At 65.4% G+C, this 25064-nt stretch carries 21 protein-coding genes and 2 pseudogenes; 14 read left to right on the top strand and 9 right to left on the bottom strand.

Annotation, left to right across the window (positions count from 1 at the left end):
- Window positions 1-26: 26 nt before the first annotated feature.
- Window positions 27-479, bottom strand: coding sequence for a MaoC family dehydratase (locus ACNO8X_RS12980; protein ID WP_418005610.1), 453 nt, complete (start codon window positions 477-479; stop codon window positions 27-29).
- Window positions 480-857: 378 nt separating this feature from the next.
- Between ACNO8X_RS12980 and ACNO8X_RS12975 the strand changes: the two genes are divergently transcribed.
- Complete coding sequence (locus tag ACNO8X_RS12975) at window positions 858-1574, top strand: hypothetical protein (RefSeq protein ID WP_418005609.1); 717 nt, start codon at window positions 858-860, stop codon at window positions 1572-1574.
- Window positions 1575-1650: 76 nt separating this feature from the next.
- Window positions 1651-3540: a putative bifunctional diguanylate cyclase/phosphodiesterase gene (locus tag ACNO8X_RS12970; protein ID WP_418005608.1), complete on the top strand. Its 1890-nt coding sequence runs from the start codon at window positions 1651-1653 to the stop codon at window positions 3538-3540.
- Between the two features lie 12 nt (window positions 3541-3552).
- Here ACNO8X_RS12970 and ACNO8X_RS12965 read toward each other — a convergent pair whose 3' ends face one another.
- Complete coding sequence (locus tag ACNO8X_RS12965; RefSeq protein ID WP_418005607.1) at window positions 3553-4479, bottom strand: hypothetical protein; 927 nt, start codon at window positions 4477-4479, stop codon at window positions 3553-3555.
- 185 nt (window positions 4480-4664) lie between these two features.
- Here ACNO8X_RS12965 and ACNO8X_RS12960 point away from each other — a divergent pair, with 185 nt between their 5' ends.
- From ACNO8X_RS12960 to ACNO8X_RS12950, 3 genes are all read left to right on the top strand, one after another.
- A complete protein-coding gene (locus tag ACNO8X_RS12960) occupies window positions 4665-5333 on the top strand; it encodes a ScbR family autoregulator-binding transcription factor (protein ID WP_418005606.1) in 669 nt (222 codons plus the stop codon).
- A gap of 71 nt (window positions 5334-5404) precedes the next feature.
- Complete coding sequence (locus tag ACNO8X_RS12955; protein ID WP_418005605.1) at window positions 5405-6637, top strand: acyl-CoA dehydrogenase family protein; 1233 nt, start codon at window positions 5405-5407, stop codon at window positions 6635-6637.
- Window positions 6638-7762, top strand: a complete 1125-nt coding sequence (locus ACNO8X_RS12950; RefSeq protein WP_418005604.1) for an acyl-CoA dehydrogenase family protein — start codon at window positions 6638-6640, stop codon at window positions 7760-7762.
- A 45-nt stretch (window positions 7763-7807) separates the two neighbouring features.
- On the opposite strand, the pseudogene ACNO8X_RS12945 reads toward ACNO8X_RS12950, so the two are convergent.
- Window positions 7808-8296, bottom strand: a pseudogene (locus ACNO8X_RS12945) (amidohydrolase); the annotation flags it as partial.
- Between the two features lie 59 nt (window positions 8297-8355).
- Between ACNO8X_RS12945 and ACNO8X_RS12940 the strand changes: the two are divergent.
- Window positions 8356-9741: an IS256 family transposase gene (locus ACNO8X_RS12940; protein ID WP_418002018.1), complete on the top strand. Its 1386-nt coding sequence runs from the start codon at window positions 8356-8358 to the stop codon at window positions 9739-9741.
- A gap of 27 nt (window positions 9742-9768) precedes the next feature.
- On the opposite strand, the pseudogene ACNO8X_RS12935 reads toward ACNO8X_RS12940, so the two are convergent.
- Window positions 9769-10560, bottom strand: a pseudogene (locus tag ACNO8X_RS12935) (amidohydrolase family protein); the annotation flags it as partial.
- Between the two features lie 24 nt (window positions 10561-10584).
- On the opposite strand from ACNO8X_RS12935, the gene ACNO8X_RS12930 reads away from it, so the two are divergent.
- The gene (locus ACNO8X_RS12930; protein ID WP_418005603.1) at window positions 10585-11430 is read left to right on the top strand and encodes an AraC family transcriptional regulator; all 846 of its coding nucleotides are present in this window, start codon (window positions 10585-10587) and stop codon (window positions 11428-11430) included.
- Here ACNO8X_RS12930 and ACNO8X_RS12925 read toward each other — a convergent pair.
- The 4 genes from ACNO8X_RS12925 to ACNO8X_RS12910 form a co-directional block, all read right to left on the bottom strand.
- The gene (locus ACNO8X_RS12925) at window positions 11425-12066 is read right to left on the bottom strand and encodes a nucleoside/nucleotide kinase family protein (protein WP_418005602.1); all 642 of its coding nucleotides are present in this window, start codon (window positions 12064-12066) and stop codon (window positions 11425-11427) included. The genes ACNO8X_RS12930 and ACNO8X_RS12925 overlap by 6 nt on opposite strands.
- Window positions 12067-12129: 63 nt before the next feature.
- On the bottom strand, window positions 12130-13029 hold the full coding sequence (locus tag ACNO8X_RS12920; protein ID WP_418005601.1) for a hypothetical protein: 900 nt from the start codon (window positions 13027-13029) through the stop codon (window positions 12130-12132).
- A gap of 104 nt (window positions 13030-13133) precedes the next feature.
- On the bottom strand, window positions 13134-14315 hold the full coding sequence (locus tag ACNO8X_RS12915) for a type VII secretion target (RefSeq protein ID WP_418005600.1): 1182 nt from the start codon (window positions 14313-14315) through the stop codon (window positions 13134-13136).
- Window positions 14312-14827 carry a WXG100 family type VII secretion target gene (locus ACNO8X_RS12910; RefSeq protein ID WP_418005599.1) on the bottom strand — a complete coding sequence of 172 codons (516 nt, stop codon included), beginning with the start codon at window positions 14825-14827 and terminating at the stop codon, window positions 14312-14314. Before ACNO8X_RS12910 ends, ACNO8X_RS12915 begins: the two co-directional genes overlap by 4 nt.
- Window positions 14828-15023: 196 nt before the next feature.
- Between ACNO8X_RS12910 and ACNO8X_RS12905 the strand changes: the two genes are divergently transcribed.
- Complete coding sequence (locus ACNO8X_RS12905) at window positions 15024-15998, top strand: NADP-dependent oxidoreductase (protein ID WP_418005598.1); 975 nt, start codon at window positions 15024-15026, stop codon at window positions 15996-15998.
- Between the two features lie 93 nt (window positions 15999-16091).
- Complete coding sequence (locus ACNO8X_RS12900; protein ID WP_418005597.1) at window positions 16092-17564, top strand: AMP-binding protein; 1473 nt, start codon at window positions 16092-16094, stop codon at window positions 17562-17564.
- A 1-nt stretch (window position 17565) separates the two neighbouring features.
- On the opposite strand, the gene ACNO8X_RS12895 is transcribed toward ACNO8X_RS12900, so the two are convergent.
- The gene (locus ACNO8X_RS12895; RefSeq protein ID WP_418005596.1) at window positions 17566-18333 is read right to left on the bottom strand and encodes a DUF2127 domain-containing protein; all 768 of its coding nucleotides are present in this window, start codon (window positions 18331-18333) and stop codon (window positions 17566-17568) included.
- 397 nt (window positions 18334-18730) lie between these two features.
- On the opposite strand from ACNO8X_RS12895, the gene ACNO8X_RS12890 reads away from it, so the two are divergent.
- The 5 genes from ACNO8X_RS12890 (at window position 18731) to ACNO8X_RS12870 (ending at window position 24978) form a co-directional block, all read left to right on the top strand.
- Window positions 18731-19612, top strand: coding sequence for a lysophospholipid acyltransferase family protein (locus tag ACNO8X_RS12890; RefSeq protein WP_418005595.1), 882 nt, complete (start codon window positions 18731-18733; stop codon window positions 19610-19612).
- Window positions 19613-19655: 43 nt separating this feature from the next.
- Window positions 19656-21665, top strand: coding sequence for an ATP-binding cassette domain-containing protein (locus ACNO8X_RS12885; RefSeq protein ID WP_418005880.1), 2010 nt, complete (start codon window positions 19656-19658; stop codon window positions 21663-21665).
- Window positions 21662-22618, top strand: a complete 957-nt coding sequence (locus ACNO8X_RS12880) for an energy-coupling factor transporter transmembrane component T family protein (protein ID WP_418005594.1) — start codon at window positions 21662-21664, stop codon at window positions 22616-22618. The genes ACNO8X_RS12885 and ACNO8X_RS12880 overlap by 4 nt, the downstream gene beginning before the upstream one ends.
- A 127-nt stretch (window positions 22619-22745) precedes the next feature.
- Window positions 22746-23447 (top strand): response regulator transcription factor, encoded by a 702-nt coding sequence (locus ACNO8X_RS12875; RefSeq protein ID WP_166651198.1) that lies wholly within the window; start codon window positions 22746-22748, stop codon window positions 23445-23447.
- An 88-nt stretch (window positions 23448-23535) separates the two neighbouring features.
- Window positions 23536-24978 (top strand): ATP-binding protein, encoded by a 1443-nt coding sequence (locus ACNO8X_RS12870; RefSeq protein ID WP_418005879.1) that lies wholly within the window; start codon window positions 23536-23538, stop codon window positions 24976-24978.
- The last annotated feature ends 86 nt before the right edge of the window (window positions 24979-25064 follow it).

The following is a 25064-nucleotide window of genomic DNA, read 5'->3' as shown; positions in this document are numbered from 1 at the left end:
CTCCGGACCAGCGGCCCGTCCAGCAATCAACCGATGATTCGCACGATCGACTCGACCACGGCGGCGGGCTTGTCCGAACCCTCGATCTCGACCGTGATCGTCATGGTCGCCTGAACGGCACCATCGAGCTCATCGATTTTCGAAATGACGGCGCTCGCGCGCACATTTGCTCCGACCTTGACCGGCGTGATGAATCGCACCTTGTTATAGCCGTAGTTGACGGCCAAAGCGACGTTGTCGACGCGATACAGCTGGTGCGTGAAATGCGGTAGCAGGGAAAGCGTCAGCAAACCATGTGCAATTGTTCCGCCGAACGGCCCCGCGGCGGCGCGCTCAGGATCGACGTGAATCCACTGGTGGTCGTCGGTGGCCTCGGCGAACAGATTCACCCGATCCTGGGTGATTTCCATCCACTCGGACGGTCCAAGCTGACTACCTGCTGCTGCGACGAACTCGGCCAGATTGCTGAAGACTTTCACGGTTGCCTCTCTCAACGCGGCCGCTGCCGGGCCACACCGCTATTACTTCTAACGCCTCCGTCGGGGCGGCACAATGCACAGATTTTGGGCCAATGTCTCCTACTTAGCTGGCCAAAGTTCGCCATATCCACGTACCGTCTGCGTTAACCTGCAAAAACACAGATATTCGGGATTGCCAACATCCGTCGCACCAGCACAATCGTTTTGGCCAATTCTTCGGCGCCCCGAAGGACGACAGACAACGTTTCACCACTAGCTGGATGCAGGACCCCAACAACCCCGATACTGAATTCAGGAATGCAGTCCGCGCGAGATGCGTTTACCGCAACCGACTGCCAACTGAAGTTGCAGTGACTGCCGGAAACGAATGGGGCAACGATGTCGGTGGAGTATGTCGAATACGAATCCAACGTCGATATTCGCTTTGCCGAAAACGTCGTCTGGTCCGACCCAGACACCGAATGCACCGTGGTGCTGTCGCAACCCGACACCGACCCAGAACTGTGGAACCGCTACCTCGATGCGGCTCAGCAAAGTTATCGCCGGCACTGCGTCGAAGCGGTCGTGGATGCTGCCGCGATCCGCGACGGCACGGACACCGCGCTGTTCTGGACGGTCCTGGACCGCCACGACAATATGGTCGGCGGACTACGCGCCAAGGCCCCCCTCGGCTGCGCCGAGGACTCTCACGCGGTGATGGAATGGGCCGCCCGACCTGGGCTGGCCATGGTGCGCAAGATGATCAACGATCGGGTGCCCTTCGGCGTCATGGAGATGAAGACGGCCTGGGTGTCCGACAATCGGGGGAGCCAACACGCCATCACCCACCTCCTGGCCCGCACCGCCTACCACGCGACCAGCATCATGGGCGTGCAGTTCGTGATGGCCACGGCAGCCCAGCACGTCCTGGAGTTGTGGAAGTCCGGTGGTGGCGTGGTGGCGCCGATTCCGGCCACGCCGTACCCCGACGAGCGCTACCGCACCAAGATGATGTGGTGGGACCGAAGGACCATGGTCAATCATTCTCAACCAGAGCAGATTACGAAGGCGCTGCACGAGATCGACCAGATATCAACCACGTTGGCCGCCAGCTGAAGGCAGCCCCGGACGCCAGCCGCGAGGCGGCCGGCGCACCGTCTCTGAGGACAGCGCAGGTTAAGCTGAACGCCTCATGTCCATCGACGAATCTCCCCCTTCACTGGATCGCGTGGTGACAGAGGTGGCGACGCGTTTGATGGCGGCGGACTCCACCAACAACACCAAGGTGTACACGGACGTTCTGGAGATCCTGGTCGACTACTTCGGCGTCGACGTCAGCTTTCTGCGCCGCAACGACCATGAGATCGGTGCCTCGATACTCGTCGCGGAATGGCCAGTGCGGCCAGAGATTCCGGACCCCGACCCCCTGCGCGTGGTGTACTTCGCCGACGCCGATCCGGTCTTCGCGGAAACCGAACATCGCAAGACACCGCTCATCGTGCGCCCCGACCCGGAACCCGACGATTACCAGCGCCGTATCGAGGCGGATCGCAACGTTTCCCAGATATCACTGGCAGCAACGCCTTTGGTGTCCGGCGAGCGCACCACCGGCGCTCTCGGGTTCGTCAAGTACGGCAACCGCGAATGGCTCACCGAAGAGATCAATGCGCTTCAGGCCATCGCTTCGCTGTTGACCCAGGCCCAATCTCGGGTACTGGCCGAAGAGCAGCTTCGATACCTGGCCGAACACGATGACCTCACCGGACTCAACAACCGCCGTGCTCTCATCGCCCACCTCGATGCCCGGCTGCAGCAGGGACAACCCGGGCCGGTGACCGCCCTCTTCTTCGACCTGGACCGGCTCAAGGCCATCAATGACTACCTGGGGCACAGTGCCGGTGACTCATTCATCCGGGTGTTCGCCCAGCGCCTCACCGAGGGCGTCGACAGCAAGACGGTGATCGCCCGGCTCGGCGGTGACGAGTTCGTCGTCGTCCCGGCGGAACCGATATCCGCGAGCAAGGCCGAGGCACTCGCCTATCAGCTCCAGGACTCGTTGCGGCGCCGGGTGTGGATCGACGGCGAACGCCTCACGCGGGCAGTGAGTGTCGGCGTCGCCTCCGGCACGCCGGGCTCCGACAACTCGTCCGACCTGCTGCGCCGGGCCGACCAGGCAGTCCTGAGCGCGAAGTCCTCCGGCGGGGATCGCGTCGCGGTGTTCACCAACGCGATGTCCCTGGAAACGGCCTACCGCAACGACATCGAGCTGCATCTGCAGGACGTCATCGAGAACGGTGCGCTGCTGCTCAACTATCTACCCGAAATCGACATGCGCACCGGGAAACTGCTCGCCACCGAAGCACTCGTGCGATGGGACCACCCCACCCGCGGACTGCTCCCCCCGGCCGCCTTCATCGGTATCGCCGAATCGATCAACCTGGCAGGCGAATTGGGCCGCTGGGTGCTGCGCACAGCATGCCGCGAATTCGCGCGATGGCGTGACGAGTTCCGGGCAGCCACGGCCGGCACTGATGCGGCCGATGATCGCGACGATTTCGAGTTGCGCGTCAACGTCTCCCCGGTCCAACTGGTCACCGACGGCTTCGCCGAGTCGGTGGCCGACATCCTCGACGAATTCGGCCTCGACCGCGGATCGGTCTGCCTGGAGATCACCGAGAATGTCGTAGTCCAGGACAGCGAGTCCTCGCGCGCGACACTGGCCGACCTCCGGAGAACCGGGGTGCGGTTGGCGATCGACGACTTCGGCACCGGATACAGCGTGCTGTCCCACCTCAAGTCGCTGCCCGTCGACATCCTCAAGATCGACCGCAGCTTCGTGACCGACCTCGGCTCCAACCCTGGCGATCTGGCGATCGTCCGGGCGATCATCGCACTGGCCGACTCGTTCGGTCTGCAGATCGTCGCCGAGGGTGTCGAAACCAAGGCTGCCGCAACGACATTGCTGCGTCATGGCTGCCACAGAGCGCAGGGGTTCCTGCTGTCGCGGCCGCTACCGAGCGATCAGATGGCGACGCTGTACCGCAAAGGCCGCGTGCCGGTCCGGTTCGCCAGCGAGATGTGACACCGAACAGCGTTACCGCGCAACAAGTTCCACGCGGGCGAACCTGCTGGCGGGGTGGCCCACGATGCAGACCTCGAGAGCCCCGGCGGGTGGGGCGGCATTCTCCGCCGGCGCGCCCACATTCGTGAAATCGGGTGAAATCACCACACCGTGGCGGGCCCGTACGAAGTACAGCCCATCGGGCGTGTTCAGCTCCGCTCCGATGATGCGACGGTCTTCGAAGAGCAGGGACTCAAGCGTGCTGTCCGAGCTGACCGCGATGTCACGCTCAGCGGCAGCCGCCGCCAGCCAGTCGAACAGTTCGTCCAGTCCATCGCCGGCGTTCCATTCGATGGGGCCGAGGGAAGAGAGCCGAAGCGTCGTGCCCGACGAGTCTCGGAGGGTCTCCGCGGTCCAGCCGCGAACCGTGCTGTAGAGCGCCCCGGTGGCAGAACCCAGGCACACCCGAGCCCAGTCTAGGAGCCCCGCGCCGAAGAACGTCTCGATGCTGCGGCTGTGCGTTTCGGACTCTGTCAGCTCGCGCACCGTGCGGGTCGGCACTGACCGACCATTCGATGGCTGCGCGCTGACGTCGGCATCTACTTCGGCGGTCACCGCGGCGAAATAGACGGCGGTGACATCGAGCTGCTGGTCGGCGACCGGCTCGGCCGGATGGACCTCGCCGGATTCGCCGGATTCGCCGGCGTCGCCGGATTCCGGCTCAGGCTCCTCGTCGGCAACGCCTCGCGGCACCCCGAACGCGTCGATCCGTGCATCGAGGACGGCGCCCAAAGTGGCGCAGCGGACTTCGTCGCCGCGCACCCAGCGCCCGTCGTCGGCGCGCAGCAGTGCTCCGGTCACCATCACGTCTGCGGCAGCATCGACCGCGGCAATGGCTGTCGCCAGGCCACCGATACCGGCGCCGATGCACAGCACGTCAACTTCTGCGTCCCAATCCAACTTGAATTCCCTGAGTTGAGTGTCAGCGAGTTACAACAATCCGACAGCCAGGGGTCGATTTCGCCGTTCGGCTACTTTACATACTCTCAGAATGAACGACACCATCAACGGCCGAGGTTATGGGACCCTTAGGATGATCCGGGGGGCTTGCCACTGAACGCGCGCTGACGGAAGGTGATCGACGAATGGGGCGCCAGCCGCGATCCGAAGTGACCCGACGAAAGATCATCGATTCCGCTGTCGATTTGATCAACGAGATCGGTTACCCCGCCGCCGGTTTGGCCGACATCATAGAACGCGCCGAACTGACCAAAGGCGCGCTCTACTACCACTTCGATTCCAAAGAAGCGCTGGCCACTGTCATCATCGAAGAAGCGATGGTGTTGCTGCACAACGTCTTCCAGTCCGCGCGCGACTCGGAACACACTGCGATGGAGTCGCTGATCGTCGGCACCTTCACCACGAGTGACCTGCTCTCGACCAACCGGACCGCCCAAGCGGGAACCAAACTGCTGCGCACGTTCGCGGGGTTCAACCCGACCGCGAGGCACAGCTACGTCAACTTCGTCGATCAGTTCACCTCGGACATCAAACGGGCTGAAACCGACGGCGACCTCCGCCCGGGCGCGAACCCTGCCGATGTCGCCAACACTCTGGTGGCCTGGATCCTCGGCGCCGAGCTGATGTCCAGCGCCGCATCCGACGGCCAAGACCTCCGGGACCGATTCGCCCAACAGTGGCGCGTACTGATGCCGGCGATCGTCACCGCGGAATCACTCGATCATCACCTCGCCTTCATGGTCGGCGCGTCGACGCGACAGACGAACACCGCGGAGCCCACGACCACTACCTGAACCCACATCGCTAACTAAGTTCACTTCTTTGTTGCTAGGCTGCTATCAGCCCAAGCGACAGAGGAGTCTGCATGGACCTCAATTGGTCGGCCAGCGATCTGGCATTCCGTGATGAAGTACGCACGTTTCTGCAGGAAAACCTGACACCGGAGATCCAAGAGGCCGGTCGCCTGATGACCAGCGTCTACAGCGATCACGACGCGAGCCTGGCCTGGCAGCGCATCCTCCACGAGCGCGGTTGGGCCGCGCCGGCCTGGCCGGTCGAATACGGCGGCTGCGATTGGAGCCTGACTCAGCACTACATCTTCAGCCGGGAATCAATCCTGGCCGGGGCGCCGTCCCTGTCCCCGATGGGCATCCGGATGGTGGCCCACGCGATCGTCCGGTTCGGCACGACGGAACAGCGGGACTACTTCCTGCCCCGCATCCTGACCGGCGAGGTCTTCTTCTGCCAGGGCTACTCCGAGCCCGAAGCCGGATCCGACCTGGCCGCCCTGACCATGGCTGCCGTTTCCGATGGCGACGACCTGGTGTGTACCGGCAGCAAGATCTGGACCACCCACGCCACCGAGGCCAACTGGATGTTCGCGCTGGTGCGCACCACCCGCTCCGGCAAGAAGCAGCAGGGCATCACCTTCGTGCTGATCGATATGAGCACGCCGGGCATCGAGATCCGCCCGCTGGTGATGACGTCCGGCGAAGAGGTCCAGAACCAGGTGTTCTTCGACGAGGTCCGGGTACCCAAGAGCAACGTCATCGGCCAGATCGACGACGGCTGGACCGTCGCGAAGTATCTGCTCGAGTTCGAGCGCGGTGGTGGCGCCGCCGCCCCGGGTCTGCAGGTGTTGGCCGACGAGATCGCCACCGCCGCGGCCCAGGCGCCGGGCCCAGACGGTGGCCTGCTACTCGACGATGCCGCGTTCTCCCGCAAGCTCGCTGACGCGCGAATCCGCACCGAGGTGCTCGAGATCCTCGAATACCGCGTACTGGCCGCACTGGCCGGCGGCGGACATCCGGGGGCGGCGTCGTCGATGTTGAAGGTGCTCTCGACCGAGTTGAGCCAGACCTTGACCGAACTCGCCATGGAGGCCGCCGGCCCGCGCGGCCGCGCGTACCAACCGCACGCCACGCGCCCAGGTGGGCCGGTCGCCGAGTTCGCGCCTCCCCCAGACGGTTACGTCAGCGGCGAGCCATGGCAGGCGGTCGCGCCCCTGCGGTACTTCAACGACCGTGCCGGGTCGATCTACGCCGGCAGCAACGAAATTCAGCGCAATATCCTCGCCAAAGCAGAATTGGGGCTGTAGATGGACTTCACCTTCACCGCGGAACAGGAACTGCTCCGCGACGGCCTGTCCAAGTTCTTGGCCGGCCGATACGACCTCGAAACCAGCCGCGCCGCAGCCAAATCCGGCCCCGGCTGGCAGCCCGACATCTGGCACTCGTTCGCTGAGGAACTCGGCATTCTCGGCGCCGCTCTGCCGGAGGACGTCGGCGGCATCGGCGGCGGGCCCGTCGAGGTCATGCTGATCGCCGAAGCACTGGGGCACGCGCTGGTCATCGAGCCCTACGTGGACACCGCGGTGGTCGCCGCCGGCCTGCTGCTGCGATCCGGCAGCGCGGCCGCCGGTCCCATATTGGAGGAAATCGCCTCCGGCACAGCGATTGTCGCGTTCGCCGCCGCCGAAGCCGAAAGCGGCGACCGGTGGCAGGACATTCAGACCACTGCCTCCCGCGACGGTGACGACTGGGTGCTCTCCGGCGACAAGATCATGGTCATGAATGCGCCGGTCGCCACCCACCTGCTGCTCACCGCGCAGACAGCAGGCGGCATCTCACTGTTCCTGGTCGACGTCACGACACTGCCCGCCGGGCTCACCCTGCACAGCTATCGCACCGTCGACGACCGTCGCGCAGCCGACCTGGAGCTGCGCGAACTCCGGTTGCCGGGCGATGCACTTCTCGGCGCCGAAGGCGAGGCCTGGCCGTCGATCGCCCAGGCCCGCGACGAAGGCGCCACCGCCGTGTGCGCCGAAGCCGTCGGCAACATGCGAAAGGTGCTGGCCGACACCGTCGAATACGCCAAGCAGCGCCAACAGTTCGGCCAGCCGATCGGCAGCTTCCAGGCGTTGCAACATCGCATGGTCGACATGCACATGGAGCTCGAGCAGTCCGTGTCCGCGGTCTACCTCGCGGTGTTGAACCTGGAGGCCGACGCGCACACCCGGGCGCGTTCGGTTTCGGCAGCCAAGGCCACCATCGGCCGGGCGGCACGGTTCATCGGCCAGAACGCGGTGCAACTGCACGGCGGCATGGGCATGACCGAGGAGCTCGCCATCGGCCACTACTTCAAGCGGCTCACCGCCGTTCAATACGAATACGGCTCCACCGACTACCACGTGACCCGCTACGCAAAACTGACCCGGGGCTGACTTCGACTCGAGTGGGCACGACCGCCGTCACCTGATCCAGCCGGATCAGGTGGGCGTCATCTGCTTCTGCGCGTACAACTGCGCCCACTCGGCGCGCGGCCGGATCGACACATCGACATCGGTGGCCTTGGCGCGCAACGCACCTGCCGTCGCCTGGTCCTTCGGCGTCAGCGTGAAGGGATCCCAGCCGAAGAACCGGCAGGAGTTCTGCCAGGTGATCTTATTGATGTCGGAGTCCGAGGCCCCGGCCGCGTTGAGCTCGGCCAGCACCTGCTCGGGGGCGTCGGGCCAGAAGCAGTCCGAGTGCGGGTAGTCGCATTCCCAGGCGATGTTGTCGATACCGATCTCGTGGCGCAGCTTCAGCGACGTCTTGTCGGTGACGTAGCAAGCCAGTGAGTGCTCGCGGAAGACGTCGCTGGGCAGCTTGTTCCCGAAGTCGCGGCGCAGCCATTTCTGGTTGGTGTAGTGCCGGTCGCTGCGATCCAGATAGAACGGAATCCAGCCGATGCCGCCCTCGGAGAAGGCGAATTTCAGGGACCTGTCAGATGGTTTGTGTAGGAGCTGCATGAGCCAGATGGAGCACGATGATGTCCATGGTTGTTCGGCAGGACAGTCAGGCCGCTGACGGCGAAGACGATGATGATGCGGACCGGTTGGTTTCGGGCCGGCAGGCGTTCGAGGAGTTGAAGGCCGCGGGCGGTTTCGATGAGGTACTGGCCAAGATCGACGCCGGTGAGCTGCAGTTGACCGGCGAGGGTGGCTTTCTGCAGGAGATGGTCAAAGCGGTCCTCGAGCGAGGCCTGCAGACCGAGCTGTCCAGCCATCTGGGCTATGACAAGGGAGATCCCGTCGGTCGGGTGTTACCCAACTCCCGCAACGGTTTTAGCGCCAAGACAGTGGCCAGTGAGGTTGGTGATGTGACGCTGGCGATCCCGCGTGATCGCGACGGCAGCTTCATCCCGATGCTGGTCCCCAAAGGGTCGCGGCGCGTGGGCGGACTGGATTCGATGATCATCAGTCTCTACGCCGGCGGCATGACCATCCGCGATATCGAACATCACCTAGCCACCACGATCGGGACCGAGATCTCGCGGGAAACGATCAGCAAGATCACCGATTCGGTGCTCGAGGAGGTCCTCGAATGGCAACACCGACCGCTAGACCCGATGTATCCGATCGTCTATCTGGACGCCTTGGTGATCAAAATCCGCGACGGCAACCAGGTCCGCAATAAAGCTGCTCACATCGCCGTTGGCATCGATATCGACGGTATCCGCCATGTCCTGGGGATTTGGGTTCAGCCCACCGAGGGGGCGAAGTTTTGGGCCGGTGTATGCGCTGAACTGGCCAATCGTGGCGTCAAGGATGTGCTCATCGCCTGTGTGGACGGGTTGACCGGTTTCGGTGACGCGATCGCCGCGACGTGGCCGCAGACCATTGTTCAAACGTGCACCGTGCATCTGATCCGGGCCTCGATGCGTTTTGTCGCCTACGGCGATCGCAAACCAGTGGCCGCCGCACTGCGTGGCATTTACACCGCACCCACCATCGATGCTGCTGAAACCGCTTTGCACGAGTTCGCCGGCTCAGCGTGGGGGCAGAAGTATCCCACCGCAGTTCGGGCCTGGGAATCGGCCTGGGAACGGTTCACCCCGTTTCTGGCGTTCCCACCCGCGGTCCGCAAAATCATCTACACCACCAACGCGATCGAATCGCTGAACTACCAACTCCGCAAGATCATCAAGAACCGTGGGCATTTCCCCAACGATCAAGCGGCAGTGAAGCTTTTGTGGCTGGCGATCTGCAACATCGAGGACAAACGGGCCCGAGAACGCGTCCGTCAGCGCGAGCGACTGGCACCTCGCGACAACAAACGGACAGACCGCCTCGTCGAAGGCGCCATCGTCGTCGGCTGGAAACACGCACTGGCCGCCCTCGTCCTTAACTACCCAGACCGACTAGAGCCCTACATCTACTAAATGACCGCCACTCATACACAAAAATCTTGACAAGCTCAATTTCAGGTCCGGGTAGTTGCGCATTGCCGGGCCCCACAACAGATCCTGGGCACACATCGCCGACACCTGCGTGGCGAGGATGATCAGATTGTCGATCGGGGCGTCCTTGGCCATCGAGATCGCGCCGAAGCCGGTGCCGATGTGCAGACACATCACCACGTTCTCCTCGGACAGCGTCCGGAACACGGGACCCCAGTAGTCCTCGTCGAAGTAGCTCGGCAGGCCTTCCAGATGCGGCAGCTCGGGCATCGTCACGGCCCGGCAGCCCTTGGCGGCCACCCGGCGGATCTCACGGCACATCGCCTCGGGGTTCCACGTCGGCAGGATCGCGATGGGGATGAACCGATCCGGGTACGACCCGGCCCATTCGTCGATGTGCCAGTCGTTGTAGGCCGAGACCATCACCAGGGTGGCATCTTCGCGGTGCATGTTGAGGTGCCGGGCGGAGAAACCGGTGAAGGTCGGGAAGCACATCGAGGCGAGGATGCCGTTGCGGTTCATGTCTCGCACCCGCTCATGTACGTCGTACACGCCGGGGCGCATTTCGGCGAAGCCGGCGGGATCGCGGCCCCATTCCTCGGCCGGCCAGGACACCACAGCGTTGAGTCCGCTCACACCTTGGGGGCGGCCCTGGTACATCCACTGATCGACGCCCTTGTCATCGGTGACGACGATCGGCGCCTCGGGCTTGTACTTGTCCGGCACGTGGTTGACGAACATGTCAGGGGGTTCCACGACATGGTCATCAATGCTCACCAGGATCAAGGCGTCGGTCTGCATACCTCAGTAGTACCGTCTAGAGGCGTGACCGTCTCTGCACTTTCGGACAGAGGTTTATCCCGAACGGCCAAAATGGCCGCGCGGCCGGTGATCGAGCTGCGCCGCGGCGGGCACGCGCTCGGCGGCAGCTACCTCTACGAGGGCGACGCCCTGATCACCGGCTGGCACTCACACGAGGTGCACCAGATCGAGTACGCGCTGCACGGCCTGGTCGAGGTGGAGACGGATGTCGCCCACTACCTACTGCCGCCGCAACAGGCAGCCTGGATACCGGCGGGCCTACCCCATCAGGCGGTGATGAACCCGGATGTGAAGACCGTCGCCGTGATGTTCGATCCAAGCCTGATCGCCGACCGGTCGGATCGAGCACGCATCATCGCCGTATCCCCGCTGATCCGCGAGATGATGATCTACGCGCTGCGGTGGCCCATCAACCGGGCACACGGCGACATCGTCTCGGACGGATTCTTTCGCACCCTGGCGCATCTCGTGTCGGAAGCGTTGGACCACGAAGCACCGCTGAGTCTGCCGACTGCCGAGCACCCGATCGTTGCCGCGGCAATGGATTACACCAAAGAACATCTGACGTCGGCGACGGCCGAACAGGTGAGCCGTGCGGTCTCGGTATCGCAGCGGTCGTTACGCCGGCTGTTCCAGGAGTCCATCGGATTATCTTGGCGCACTTACCTGCTCAACGCCCGAATGCTCCGGGCGATGGCGTTGCTGACGGAGCCGGGGCAATCTGTGCAAGCCACCGCCACGGCGGTCGGCTTCGAGAGCCTCAGTGCGTTCACTCGCTGCTTCACCCAGTTCAGCGGGGAATCACCATCGGCGTACCGGCGTCGGACCGCGGAGACGGCGCGCTCATGACCGATCACCGTCGTCCATGCCCCAGGTGCGATCACACAGCCCCTCGGTCTCGGCGATCAGCTCCGCGTTCGGCTCGTCGACCGCTCGTACCCAATGCTCGGCCGCGATCAGGCTCCGCCCGCCGGCGATGTGGCGTGCGAGCAGTCGCTTCCGCCGCACCTCGTCAGCGCCCTTCAGGTAGTACAGCCGGTCGATCAGCTGCCGCGCACCGGAAAAGTTGTGAGACGACAGCGCCAGGTAGTTGCCCTCCGTGACGACCAGCCGCGCCGCTGCCGGGACCACCAGGCCCGCTGCGACAGACTCTTCGAGCGCCCGATCGAACTGTGGCACATAAACATCAGCGCTCTGGTAGGCGTCGCGCACCCGAGCCAGCGATACCAGAAAGCCGGCCGCATCGAAGGTGTCCGGGGCGCCCTTACGCCCTTTTCGGCCGAGCCGTGCGAGCTGCGCGTTGGACAGATGGAAACCGTCCATCGGCAGCAGGGCGGCGAAATCGCGCTGCATGGAATTGAATTCGTCGACAACCCGCGCCGCCACCGTCGATTTACCAACGCCCGGCGGCCCGGTCAGACCGACGACGACCCGGCCCGACCGCTCGTCGAGCAGTCGGGCGACATCGTCTGTCAGTGGCGCCATTCCGCGGACATTAGCCGCTGAGTGCGCCCAAGTCGAAGACATGAGGCACCTGACGTCGACATGTCACCGGTGCTGGGGCTCCGGCGCACACGCGGTCAATAGCTCCTTGCCGTCCTTTGCGGCGATGTCAGCAGGACTCAGCCAGCCGAATCCCTCAAACCAGAAGGTGTCCGGCGCATGTTGGCCCGATTCGGTGACCGCCGGACCGAGGTCGGTGGTCGTGGTCCACGGATCGCCGTTGGTGCGATAGACCCGCAGCAGCACCGTTTTCTGTGTCCGCCAGTCGAATCCGCTGGGCAAGGGCCGCACCACCGCAAAGCCGGGATACGGTCCGGTGGCGGTCAAGGAGTCGAATGGGGTTGCCTGGTGCGGGTCGGCGGCCAGCACGAGATCGGCCTGACCGGGCTGGAAAGTCAGCATCACGTTGTCCACAGGACCGCAGTATTGGCCGGGCCAGATCCGCAGCGTGCCGTCGGTGACGCGAGCGCCGAAAACCCTTGGTAGCTGGCGACCTTGAGCGGGGTCGCGTGAACAGAGCGTCAGGAACTTCTTGCCGTCCTGAGCAGCGATGTCCTGAGGATTGAGCCAACCGAACCCCTCGAACCAGTAGGTATCCGCGGGATGCCGGTCGGATTCCTTTATCGCCTCACCCACCTTGCTGGTGGCTCCGAATGCCTGTGGGGCCTGCGGGAAGATGAACACGGTGTCCGCAGTGCGCCAATCGAATCCGGCCGGTAGTTGAGTGACCACGTCGAATCCCGGGTACGGTCCGCCGACGGTGAAGTACTCCACTTCGGTACCCGGATTCGGCGGAGCCTTTTGTGAACCAACAACTTCCGGTAAGGGCGTCGCCTCGAGCTTCAACTCCGCCTTGTCCGGTCGATCCATGTTGAAGGTGACGTTGACTGCCGTCGTGCCACGGCATGGCGATCCGGTCCAGAGCCGCAGCTGTCCGTCGGTCACCCGGACCCCGAACTGAACCGGCAGCGACGGTTTCCCGAGCGGATCACAAGCGCACAATGCCATCAGAGTCGCGAAAGTGACACCTAGGCAGAGCATTCGACGAATCATGAATAGCCGCCGTCCGAAGCGCCGGCGTTCGTCTCGAACGGATTGCGACGGCCGGTGAGCCTTTCGGCCCCCAGACTGATCGCGTACTGCTTGGCGAATTCGGCCGGCCCCAATGCGGCCCACTGTTCCGAGTGCCGCTCTTCATGATGCAAGATGCGGTCGATGTCCATGTCCTGTTGGCGTGCGCCGCCGGGTCCGTCGTACCACATCTGACCTGACCCGATGATCTTGCGAAGCTGGTCGCTCGCGTCCGCTGGATGATCGATGTTGATCAGGAAGACGTCACCGTAGGTGGACCCGCCCTGCTGGCTCAGCTGGTTCTGCACGAAGCCGCCACCGAGCCCCATGAGCATCCCGTTGGGCGTGGCCGCGAAGCGCCCGCCACTGCCCGCCAGTCGCGGAACCTGTTCGTAACTCCAGGAATTCGCCGACTGCCGGTCGAGGATGCGCTGCACCTCGTTCGCGGTGTACGGCGTCTCGGCGAAGTCTGTGTTCGGATTTCCCTTTGTGTAACCGGTGCCCGCGTTCAGGATGTACGTCATCAACGCGGCCCGGCGGGCAGCGTCGGCACTCGTCCCCGCGGGCAGCAGGAAGTAGGTGTTGTCGTCGCTGGGATCGCTGCTCGTCCGGTTGTTGTCGACGACGCGCTCCATGCCCTTGAGGACGTCGAAACTCGCCGGCGTGATGTGCTGCTGCCGAGCGATGTCGACGATCACCTGTGGCGGCACACCCTTTTTCGCCGCGTTCTGCAGCCACTCGCGGTAGTACCGGCCGCTGGTTCCGTCCAGCAGCCCCGCTATGCGCAGAGCGTCCTCGTACTTGTTGACGGGGTCGTATCCGGGTTCGCCGGGATCGTCGCCGATCCGTTCGTCTTTCGGTTCCGGCACGTCGAACGGGATACGTTCGGCGGCCGCGTGATCGCCGTGCTCGTAAAGGTAGGCAGCCGAATCGAGCTTGCCTGCGAACGCGGACATGCCCTGCCCCAGCGATTGTGCGCGCCGCAGGAACGCGTCGCCTGCCTCTCGGCACGCCTGGCCACTGTCCAGTCCCGCTACCGGCTCAGCGTCGGCCGAGAGCCGGGGACCGCCACCGTCGTTGGACAGGCCGCTCGCCAGGTCCTCCAGCTCCGTCGCGGTTTCCCGCAGCGACGCCACCACGACGGTTAACGGTGCGGTCATGCCAACTCCCAACCGACCTTGCGAATTTGATGGCCGGTGTCCCGGTCGGCCGCTTCGAATTTCGCGAGCAGCAGCTTGATCGCGTTCTCGACCTCGATGCGTTTGGCCGCGATCTGCAGCGCCTGGACCGGCGAGACCCTCGCATACCAACGCAGCCAGAATCCGGGCGTGACCCCACCGTCGTCGGCGACGTCCCACTGCGCCTGCGCGGCATCGACGGTCTTCTTCAAGTTTGCCCGGAGCTCGGTGAGCTGCGCGCCGCCCGCCGCCAAAGGCTTGGCCACGGCGTAGAGGTGGTCCCGATAGGTGGTCTGCTCGTCGAGTGATTCGCGGCCCTGCTTCTGCGCGGCATCGGCGGCTGTGCCGGTCCAGTCGTCGGCGAGGTGGGCAAATCGTGTTCGTGCCCGGTCGATCTGAGCATCGACGCGCTGGGCTGCGGCCCGCGCGTCGAGCGACGCGGTGAGCAGCGATTCCGGATCGGAATTCATCACCTGCGACACCGAGTAGGGCATGGATCGTCCCCCGTTCCAGTCGGCCTCCCCATTGTCCCCCACCGAACTCGGACCGCCGGTCACCAAAATCAATCCCGACAGACCGGCTCAACTCGGGTGTCACCAAGTGGGAACCCGCCTTCCACGGGCCCTGCAGGCGGACTAAGACCGAATGATGACCTCGCACACCGCTCCCCCGCCGAACACAATGCAAGCAATGGTGCTGACCGAGTTCGGCGGCCCCGATGTGCTCCACGCCGCCGAGTTGCCCACCCCGGTTCCCGGTGCCGACGAGGTGCTGGTCGAGATCGCCTGCACCAGCGTCAACCCGGCGGACTGGAAGACCCGCGAGGGCAAGCTCTCCGCCTACATCGACTACCACTTCCCGTTCGTGCTTGGCTTCGACCTGGCCGGTGTCGTCGCGGCTGTCGGGCCGGGAGTTACCCGCTGGCAGGTGGGCGATCAGGTCTTCGGGATGTCCAATCAGCGCAACGGGGCAGACGGCACGTACGCCGAATACTGTCTCGCGTCCTCCGAACTGCTGGCGCCGCTACCGGAGGGCTGGAGCTACGCCGAAGCCGCGGGTCTGCCGGTGGCGGGTAGCACCGCCTACGGCGGCATGGTCGATGCCGGTGAGCTGCAGGCCGGCCAGACCGTGCTGATCAACGGCGGCGCCGGTGGCGTCGGCAGTATCGCCATCCAGATCGCCCGTGCGCTGGGTGCGCGGGTCGCGGTGACCTGCAGCCCGAAGAACTTCGACTACGTCACCGAACTCGGCGCCGAACTGGCCATCGACTACCGGGCCGGCGACGTCGTCTCGCCGCTGCGCGCCTGGGCCCCGTCGGGCGTGAATCAGGTACTCGACGCGGTCGGCCTGGACACGCTGCTCCCGCACGCCGAAGAACTGGTGGCGCCCGGCGGGAGCTACGTCGAGATCGAGACGCTCATCTCGCGCGCCGACGAGGAGCGGGTGGCCCGCGCCGCCGAACGCGGGGTGCGGGTCGTCTCCAACATGATCGCGGTCCAGCGCCAGCCTCAGCACCTGATGAAGTTGGCCGCGCTGTGCGCCAAGGGTGCGATCCGGCCGCCGGAGACGCAGGTGCTGCCGTTGTCGAAGGTTGCCGACGCGCACCGCATGGTCGAGGCCGGTCACGTCCGTGGGAAGGTCGTGCTCGCCGCCCATACCGACTGAGATCCCCCGGCCAAAACCCTTGGGACGGAGAAGTATCCGCGACCTGGGCTGGTAGCGTGTGGCGGATACTCAGGCCGAGACACGGGAGGCGTTGTGGGGCACGGTGAATTGCTCCATCACCTGGTGTCCGGCGCCGCCGCGGTTGCGCCCGATCGTCCGGCCATCATCGCCGAAAACGGCACCGTCTCGACGTTCGCGCAATTCGACCGGGCGATCACGGCTGCCGCGGGCTGGATCGCGTCCCGGACCACCCGCGGCGACCGGGTCGCGGTGATCGCCGACAACGGCCCCGACTACGCGACGCTCTACTACGCGGTGCCCCGCGCCGGTTGCATCCTCGTCCTGATCAATCAACGGCTCAGCGCCGACGAACATGCCGCACAACTGGCCACTGCGGCGCCCACCCTGGTCCTGGGTGACGCCCGCTATCTGGAACCGCTGAGCCGGACCGACTCGATCTCGTTCGACGACGACGAACAGTGGACTGCGGCAACGCAATCGACACGATGGCCCGTGCCCGACGAGCCGGACGCGGACGACCCGGTCTGGCTGCTGTTCACCAGCGGCTCCACGGGAACACCGAAAGGCGTTGTGCACACGCACCGTTCGATCACCACGGCGGTCCGGGGCAGCATCGCCGGCAGGTCGGTCCGTCCGGGCGGCGTGTATCTGCTGCCGTTCCCCATGTGCCACATCGCCGGGTACAACATGCTGGTGCACCACGGCGCACAGTCGACGGTGCTGCCGGTGGCGGCATTCCGGCCCGAAGCCTTCGCCGCCGCGGTGAACCGGTACCAGGTGACCTCGTGTTCACTGGCCCCGACCATGCTGCACAGCCTGCTAGCTCATCTCGACGAGACCGGCACCGACCTGCCGTCGTTGCGGGACATCGCCTACGGCTCGTCGGCCATCCCTGCCGACCTGCTTCGGCGTGCCCTGGGCCGCCTCACCGTCGGATTCCACCAGGGCTACGGAATGACCGAAACCGGTGGCAATGTCACGTTTCTCGGCCCCGAGGACCACCGTGCAGGCGCCGCTGGTGACACCGCCCTGCTCGCCACGGCCGGCCGGCCCCACGCCGGGGTACAGATCCGGATCGCACCGACCGGCGAAATCCTGGTTCGTGGCGACCAGGTGGCAGTCCGGTACTGGCCCGACACGCCCACGACCGATGACGGCTGGCTGCACACCGGCGACGTTGGGTATCTCGATGACGAGGGCCGACTCGTGGTGACCGACCGACTGAAGGACATCATCATCACCGGTGGCGAGAACGTGTCCTCCCGGGAAGTCGAAGACGTGCTGTCGTCTCATCCCGACGTGGATCAGGTTGCGGTCGTTGGGGTTCCCGATCCGTACTGGGGCGAGGCGATCTGCGCGGTCGTGGTGGCCACCGCCAACACCCAGCCCGACGCCGACGATCTCGTCACGCACGTACGAGAGCGCATCGCGGCGTTCAAACGCCCCCGCCACGTCGTTTTCGTCGACGCGCTGCCCCTCACGACCAACGGCAAGATCGCCAAACAGGCACTGCGCGAACAACTCCGGGAACAGTTCGCCGGATAACTCAGGCCGCGGCGGTCGCCGATCCCGCGCGCTCGACACTCATCAGACTCTCCGTCTCGTGTTCCTGCCGGTACGCCGCGCCACCGCCGTTGAGCCCGAACAGCCGCTTGCTCCACAACAACCACAGCACCGCAATGACGTTCACCAGGAACATCGCCAACCGCAGGGCGGTGACCTTCTCGGTCAACTCGTAGATCTCCAGCGGCAGAAAGAAACTGGTGGCCACCACCGCGAAGTACTCGCCCCACCGCCACATCCCCCACAGCCCAACGGCTTCCACCAACTCGATCAACGCGTACACGGCAATGCCGATCCCGATCAGCAGCAGGGTGCTGCTCGACATCGTGAACGCATCGTTGATGTGCCGAATGATCTTGGAGCTGTCGAGATTCCAGCCGATCTGGTCCGCCAGCGGCCGCAGCAATGGCAGGTCCTTCTCGAACATGTCCCGCAGATGCACCCGGGCCGCTCGCACCCGGAACACACCGTAGGACATCGCGGCCAACAGCAGGAACCGGAAAACGCGCTCTACGGCCAACACCCGCATCAGCACGCGGTCGCGCAACAGCCGGCCACGGGGCACTTCAGGGGCCGATTCCGCGGGTCCCTTCCCCCGCGGCGCACCGACGACGAATGTCTCGCACCGCAGGCATCGCCACGCCTCACCGACCGGCGTCTGCACATGCAGGCGGGCGGCCAGCTCCGGTTCGTCCGGAGCGAACGTTGCGTGGCCACGTAGTCCACAGGACCGCAGGGCGAAATCCACCATGTTTCGTACCGTAGTGGGCGCTCTTGACCGTCGGCCCCGAATTCGGTCGGCAATGACGAGGCTCGGACTGGCCGCACTGGTGGCACACAGATTGGCGGCAGCGGCGCCCAGAGACAGTAGAGCCGGGTCATGGGCGGGGTGTGGGGTTGTATTCATACGTTTTCGCAAACATCGCCCCACGGGATTCATGGATTCGGCCGCTAGCTTCATGTCCCGTACGGGCAGCGATCAGCCGGCGAAGATCCCGGCCAGACCGGTCGTGCCGAGGGGCTGTCGCCGATGTCGGTACATCGCCGGCAATCCCACGGCTGCCTTGGCTGTGTGGGCATCGTCGCCCACCACCGGACCATTCATCACCTGGTTCGGCGAATCGACACACGGATCGGAGCACATCGTCATGACAGAGCACCACACCCCCGAAGAGATGGTCGAGCAACCGGCTCGGGTACAGACGCTGCGCCGGGTTCTGGGGTCGGCCAGCGATGCCGCCGAACCAATCGTGGACCTACTGCGCCCCTACCTAGACGGGCTCGAGAATCTGCCCGCTGACGGCCGATTTCTGTTGGTGGCCAACCACACTCAGGGCGGTGTGGAGGTACCGCTGATCCTGCACTTCGTGCGGCGTGGCATCGGGACGCGGGTGCGGCCGCTGGCTGAGCGGGGGCTGGGCAAGATGCGCGGCCCGATGGGCGATGTGATCGCCGCGGTCGGCGCTGTCGTCGGATCTCCGGAAAACGCCCAGGAATTGATGCGGAACAACGACACGATTCTGGTGTTTCCCGGCGGCGGTCGGGAGATCGCCAAGTTCAAAGGTGAAGAGAACACCATCAATTGGAGAGGCCGCGCGGGCTTTGCCCGCGAAGCCATTATCGGCGGCTACCCGATCGTGCCCGTGGCTCTGGTCGGCGGCGACGATATGTACGAGCATCTGTTCACCCGAGATAGCACGCTGGGGCGGCTCAGTATGACGATCAGCGAGAAGATCACCGGCCGTCCGAACATGCCGATGCCGCTGATGCGAGGGATCGGTCCCACTCTGATCCCGCGCCCGCAGCGCATGTACCTGCGGTTCGGTGCCCCGATCACCACCACCAAACCCGCCGGCGTCTCCGATGAGACGTGGATCGCCACGGTCAAGGAGACGACCCAGGAAGCGCTGGAAGCCAGCATTGCCGATCTGCTGGAAATCCGGGCCGCCGACCCGTACCGCGCACTGAATCCGCTGGCGTGGCTCCGTGCCACACGCCCGGTCGACATGAGCGCGGACACTCGTGGTTAGCCCGGCGCGCACCGGGGGCCGCTCCGGCCTGCTCCCCGGGGAGATGGCGCATGCCTCGGTAGTCGCGGCGGCGTCGGCCGGATTGGCGATCTCGGCGGCCGTCGTCCCGGTGACAGGATTCCTGGCGTTCGTCGCCACGGTGCCGGTCGGGCTGCTGGCCTATCGACACCGGCTGCGGGTACTGGTCACCGCCGCCACCGCCAGCGCGACGATCGCATTCCTCATCATTGGTGTGCCCGGCGCTGTCACCGTGCTGTCCTGCGCCTACATCGGAGGGCTGGCCGGCATCGTCAAACGCCGAGGCGGCGGCATCGTCGCCGTCGCCGTCGCCGGTGTCGCCGCCGGCGCGGTCCTCGGGGCCGTCACATCGGGTGTGTTGCTGGTGCTGGCCCCGTTGCGAGTGCTGGTCTTCAGCGCACTGGATGCGACCATGAACGGACTGGCCGCCGCTCTACGCGCGATCCCCGCCCTACGTGGCCTCGGCGACGGCCTGGCACACCTCACCCTGGCCGGGTTCAGCGTCTGGCCGCTGCTGCTAACCGGCTGGCTGGCGGGCATCGTGACGATCGTGTCGATCATCGGCTGGTGGATCATGTCGGGTGTTCTGCGCCGCCTCGGCGGTATCCCCGACGTCCACAAATTCGACCCGCCACCGGCCGACCTGGCCGGGGCCGTGACCGCCCCGCTGCCCGTCCACATGGACGACGCCAGCTTCCGGTATCCCGGCGCCCAACACAACGCCTTGGCTCCGACCAACCTCACCGTCGATGTCGGTGAACGTGTGGCCGTGGTCGGCTGCAACGGGTCCGGCAAGAGCACACTGGGTCGCATCCTCGCCGGCGCCGAACCCACTGCCGGCACCGTGCGCCGCCCCGGTGGGGTCGGCCTGGGCCGCATCGGAGGCACGGCCGTGGTGCTGCAGCACCCGGAAACACAGGTGCTCGGAATGCGGGTCGCCGACGACGTCGTCTGGGGCCTGCCCACGGACACGCCGGTCGACGTCGATGCAATCCTGCACCGGGTGGGGCTGGCCGGGATGCGCGAGCGGGCGACCGATGGGTTGTCCGGAGGTGAACTGCAGCGCCTGGCCGTGGCCGCCGCTCTGGCCCGCTCACCGAAACTGTTGATCGCCGACGAAATCACGTCCATGGTCGACCCCGAGGGCCGTGCGGCCCTGCTGGCGGTGGTGGACGGCCTGACCGCACACCAGCAGATGTCGGTCGTGGAGATCACGCATTACCGCGACGAAGCCGAGAGCGCCGACCGGGTCATCAGCCTGTCCGAAACCGGGGACAACACCGCCGTGGTGCCCACCGTGCCGGCACCAGCTTCGGTCCCGGCGGCGGCCGGCCTCCCCGCGGTGACGAGACTGCCCGGGCTACCCGTGCTGCGGCTCGATGGTGTCAGCCACCAATACGCCGCCGGCACACCGTGGGCGCACACCACCCTCTGCGACATCAACCTCACCGTGTACGAGGGTGACGGCGTATTGATCCACGGAGGCAACGGGTCCGGCAAGTCGACGCTGGCGTGGATCATGGCCGGCCTGACCACGCCCTCCGTGGGATCGGCCCTGTTCGATGGCAAACCCACCGCCCAGCAGGTCGGTGCGGTCGCCGTCGCTTTCCAGGCCGCCCGCCTGCAACTCATGAGGTCGCGGGTCGATTGCGAAATCGCATCCGCGGCAGGATTCGATGTCGATGACACGGATCGTGTGGTGGCCGTGGTGGCCAGCGTCGGCCTGGACGCCGCGCTCGCGCGGCGGCGCGTCGATCAGCTCTCCGGCGGACAGCAGCGCAGGCTCGTGCTTGCGGGCCTGCTGGCCCGAAAGCCACGGGTGCTGATCCTCGACGAACCCCTGGCCGGTCTGGACGCTGCCAGCGCACGCGGGTTGGTGCAGCTGCTGACCGACCTGCGCCGCGACACCGGACTGACGATCATCATGATCTCGCACGATTTCCTCGGCCTGGATCAATTGTGCCCACGTGTCCTGCGCCTGCACAACGGCGTGGTCCAGACCCCGATCTCCCCTTCGACGGGAGCATCGTCGTGACACCCCGTGAAGCAGTCAGGCATCGAGGGCCGAGGCCGTTGGTATTGCTGCGTCCCGTCCCGGGCACCAGTCCGGTCCACTCGTTGTGGGCGGGCACCAAGATCATCATCATCGTCGCCGTCTCGGTGATGCTCGCCATCGATCCGAGCCCGGTGCCGATCGCCGCGGTCGGCGTCCTGGACCTGGCCGCGATCTCGCTGGCACGCATCCCGCGTAGCGCCTTCCCCTCCGTACCGCCGCCGGTGTGGGCGGTCGTCTTGATCGGCGCCGTGTTCCTGACATCCGCAGGCGGGGCCCCGTTCGTCGTCATCGCCGGCCTGCATGTGGGACTCGGTGGCCTGCTGCAGTTCCTGCAACTATCGGCTCTGACCATCGTCCTGCTGCTCTCAGGTGCGGTGCTGTCCTGGACCACCGACGTTGCCGACGTCGCGCCAGCACTGGCGACACTGGGCCGTCCTCTGCGCCGCCTGGCTATCCCCGTCGACGATCTCGCGGTCACCCTGAGCTTGGCACTGCGGTCGTTTCCCATGCTGATCGACGAATTCAGGGTCGTAAACGCCGCCCGCACCTTGCGGCCAAGACCACGACTACGAGGGACGCGAAGAGTACGACAACGTATCCGTGACGGTGTCGACCTGATTGCCACCGTCACCGCGATGTTGTTGCGCCGCGCCGACGAAATGGGCGACGCGATCGCTGCTCGCGGCGGAACTGGACAACTCACCGCTGCCCGCATCAAGCTCCAACAGTCCGATTGGGTAGCGCTGGCGATCGCCGCAGCCGTCTGCGCCACTGCCCTCGGTCTCGATGTGACTGCCGGCGGCATCGGCGGCCCGCCTGGGCCCCCACCAAGGTTTGGACCACCCCCATCGGGACTCCCGGGCGGCCCCGGATTCAGCCCGCCGGGATCACCCGAAATACAGCGCTTACCAGCGGGAACACCTGCTTCATAGGTTCTCCATAGGCCAACCACAGATCGTCGCTAAACGGGTTGGCAACAATGGCGCGATGCAAGAAGCCCCAGATGCCTATGCCGCGGTCCGTCGGCCACAGACGACGGCTCCTGCAGCTCCCGCCCCGATCACTCGCCACGACGGCAGCCCGATCGAGGTCCTCGTGGTCGACGACGAACCGGCGCTCGGCGACCTGGTAGCCATGGTGTTGCGATACGAGGGCTGGCAGGTCACCGCCGCCCGCGACGGTGCGTCGGCCATCAAGAAAGCCGCCGCCGAGAAGCCCGACATCGTGGTGCTCGACATCATGCTGCCTGACATGAGTGGGCTCGATGTGCTCCACGAATTGCACCGGATCCGGCCCGAACTACCAGTACTGCTACTCACCGCCAAAGACACCATCGAAGACCGCATCGCCGGATTGTCAGCGGGCGGAGACGATTACGTCACCAAGCCGTTCAACGTCGAGGAAATGGTCCTGCGGATGCGAGCACTGGTCCGCCGCTCCGGCGTCGGCGTTGTAGCCGACAGCGCGCAACTGGTCGTCGGCGATCTGGTATTGGACGAAGACAGCCGCGAAGTAACCAGAGCGGGCGCCGAAATCAATTTGACCGCAACCGAATTCGAAGTGCTTCGGCTGATGATGAACAACCCTCGGCGGGTGCTGACCAAGACCCAGATCCTGCACGCCGTATGGGACTGGGACTTCGAGGGCCGCTCAAATGTGGTCGAGCTGTACATCTCCTACCTACGCAAGAAGATCGATGCCGACCGCGCACCCATGATCCACACGGTCCGCGGGATCGGCTATGTCCTCAAACCCCAGTGACATCGTGATGGCAGACCCGCCCCCACGCTCGCGATGTAGCCGGAAGTATGCACCGCGCACCTGGACGTTGCGGAGCCGCTTGATTGTCGTGGTGGCGGTGCTCGGCGCGGGGCTGTGCGCCGCTGTCGGTGCCGGCACTCTGATTGCGTTGCGGCACTTCCTCATCGGCCAACTCGACAACCAGGTTCTCGATGCCCAATCCCGGTCCATTGCGTTCTTCGAGTTCGGACCGCCACCATTCCTGCGGTTCTCCGGTCCCGGGCCGATGTTCCTCGATGGCCCCGGCCAATCGGCGGGCACTGTGGGCGCGATCATCTCGCAGCCCGGTCAGAGCCAAGCGGCGGTCATCTTGACCAGTGGCGACCGCCGACCGGTCAGCTCAGCGGCATTGACACAGCTGGAACGAGTTCCCCAAGGACGCCCCGCCAGCGTCGACCTCGATGGCCTGGGTCCCTACCGGCTCGTTGCGCAGCCGTCCCACAACGAGGTCGTGGTGTCGGGCCTGCCGCTGTCTGGGGTGCAACAGACTCTCCGATCCGTCACCTGGATGATCGGTGGGTTTTCCGCGCTGGCGCTGGCGGCGGCGATTGCCGCGGGCACTGTGATGATTCGCCGCGAACTCGTCCCGCTGTCACGGATGTCCGAAGCGGCACACCACGTTGCCGGACTTCCGCTGCACGAAGGTGACGTACAACTTCCGTCCCAGATCGAACCTGTCGACGCCGACACCGCTCATACCGAGGTGGGCCGGCTGGGCACCGCCCTCAACAGCATGGTCGACCGAGTGGCCGACGGGTTGGCCACCCGCCACGCAAGCGAGACCCGGGTACGGCAATTCGTCGCCGACGCCAGCCACGAATTGCGGACACCGCTGGCCTCCATCCAGGGGTACACCGAGGTGGCCCGCCGATTGGTCACCGGACTACCGCACGACGCGGACGATGCGTTGCGCAACGACCTGGTCTACGCAATGAACCGAGTACACGCCGAGTCCCGGCGGATGAGTCAACTGGTTGAGGACATGCTGCTGCTGGCCAGGCTGGACGCCGGCCGGCCCTTGGAGTACGACGAAGTCGACCTGTCCCAGATGGTGATCGACGCAGTGAGCGACGCTCACATGGCCGGACCCGAACACCGGTGGGCCTTGGACCTGCCGGATCACCCGGTTGTCGTCGTCGGCGACCGGGCACGGTTGCATCAGGTGCTGACCAATCTGCTGTCGAACGCCCGAGTCCACACCCCTGCCGGTACCACGGTGATCACCGCACTGGCCGGCGCCGCCGACGGGCCGGTGTCATTGACAGTGACCGACGACGGACCGGGTATTGCACCCGACGTGCTACCGGAGATCTTCGAACGCTTCGCGCGCGGAGACGAATCCCGTTCCAGGGCGGCCGGGAGCACGGGGCTGGGCTTGGCTATCGCGCAAGCCGTGGCCAAAGCACACGCCGGCACGATCACCGTGCAGACCGACGCGAATGGATCGGCGTTCACGGTGACATTGCCCGCGCCGCACGGCCCGCGGTCATAGCTGCCGCCCAGACTCGACCAACGACGAACCCAGGCAACTCACGAACCATGAGAAGCATGTTGCAGAACCTCACCGCGCGACCCGCG

This window comes from Mycobacterium sp. PDNC021 (assembly GCF_048282635.1).
Lineage (GTDB): Bacteria > Actinomycetota > Actinomycetes > Mycobacteriales > Mycobacteriaceae > Mycobacterium > Mycobacterium llatzerense.
This window is presented reverse-complemented; position numbering and strand designations above follow the sequence as displayed.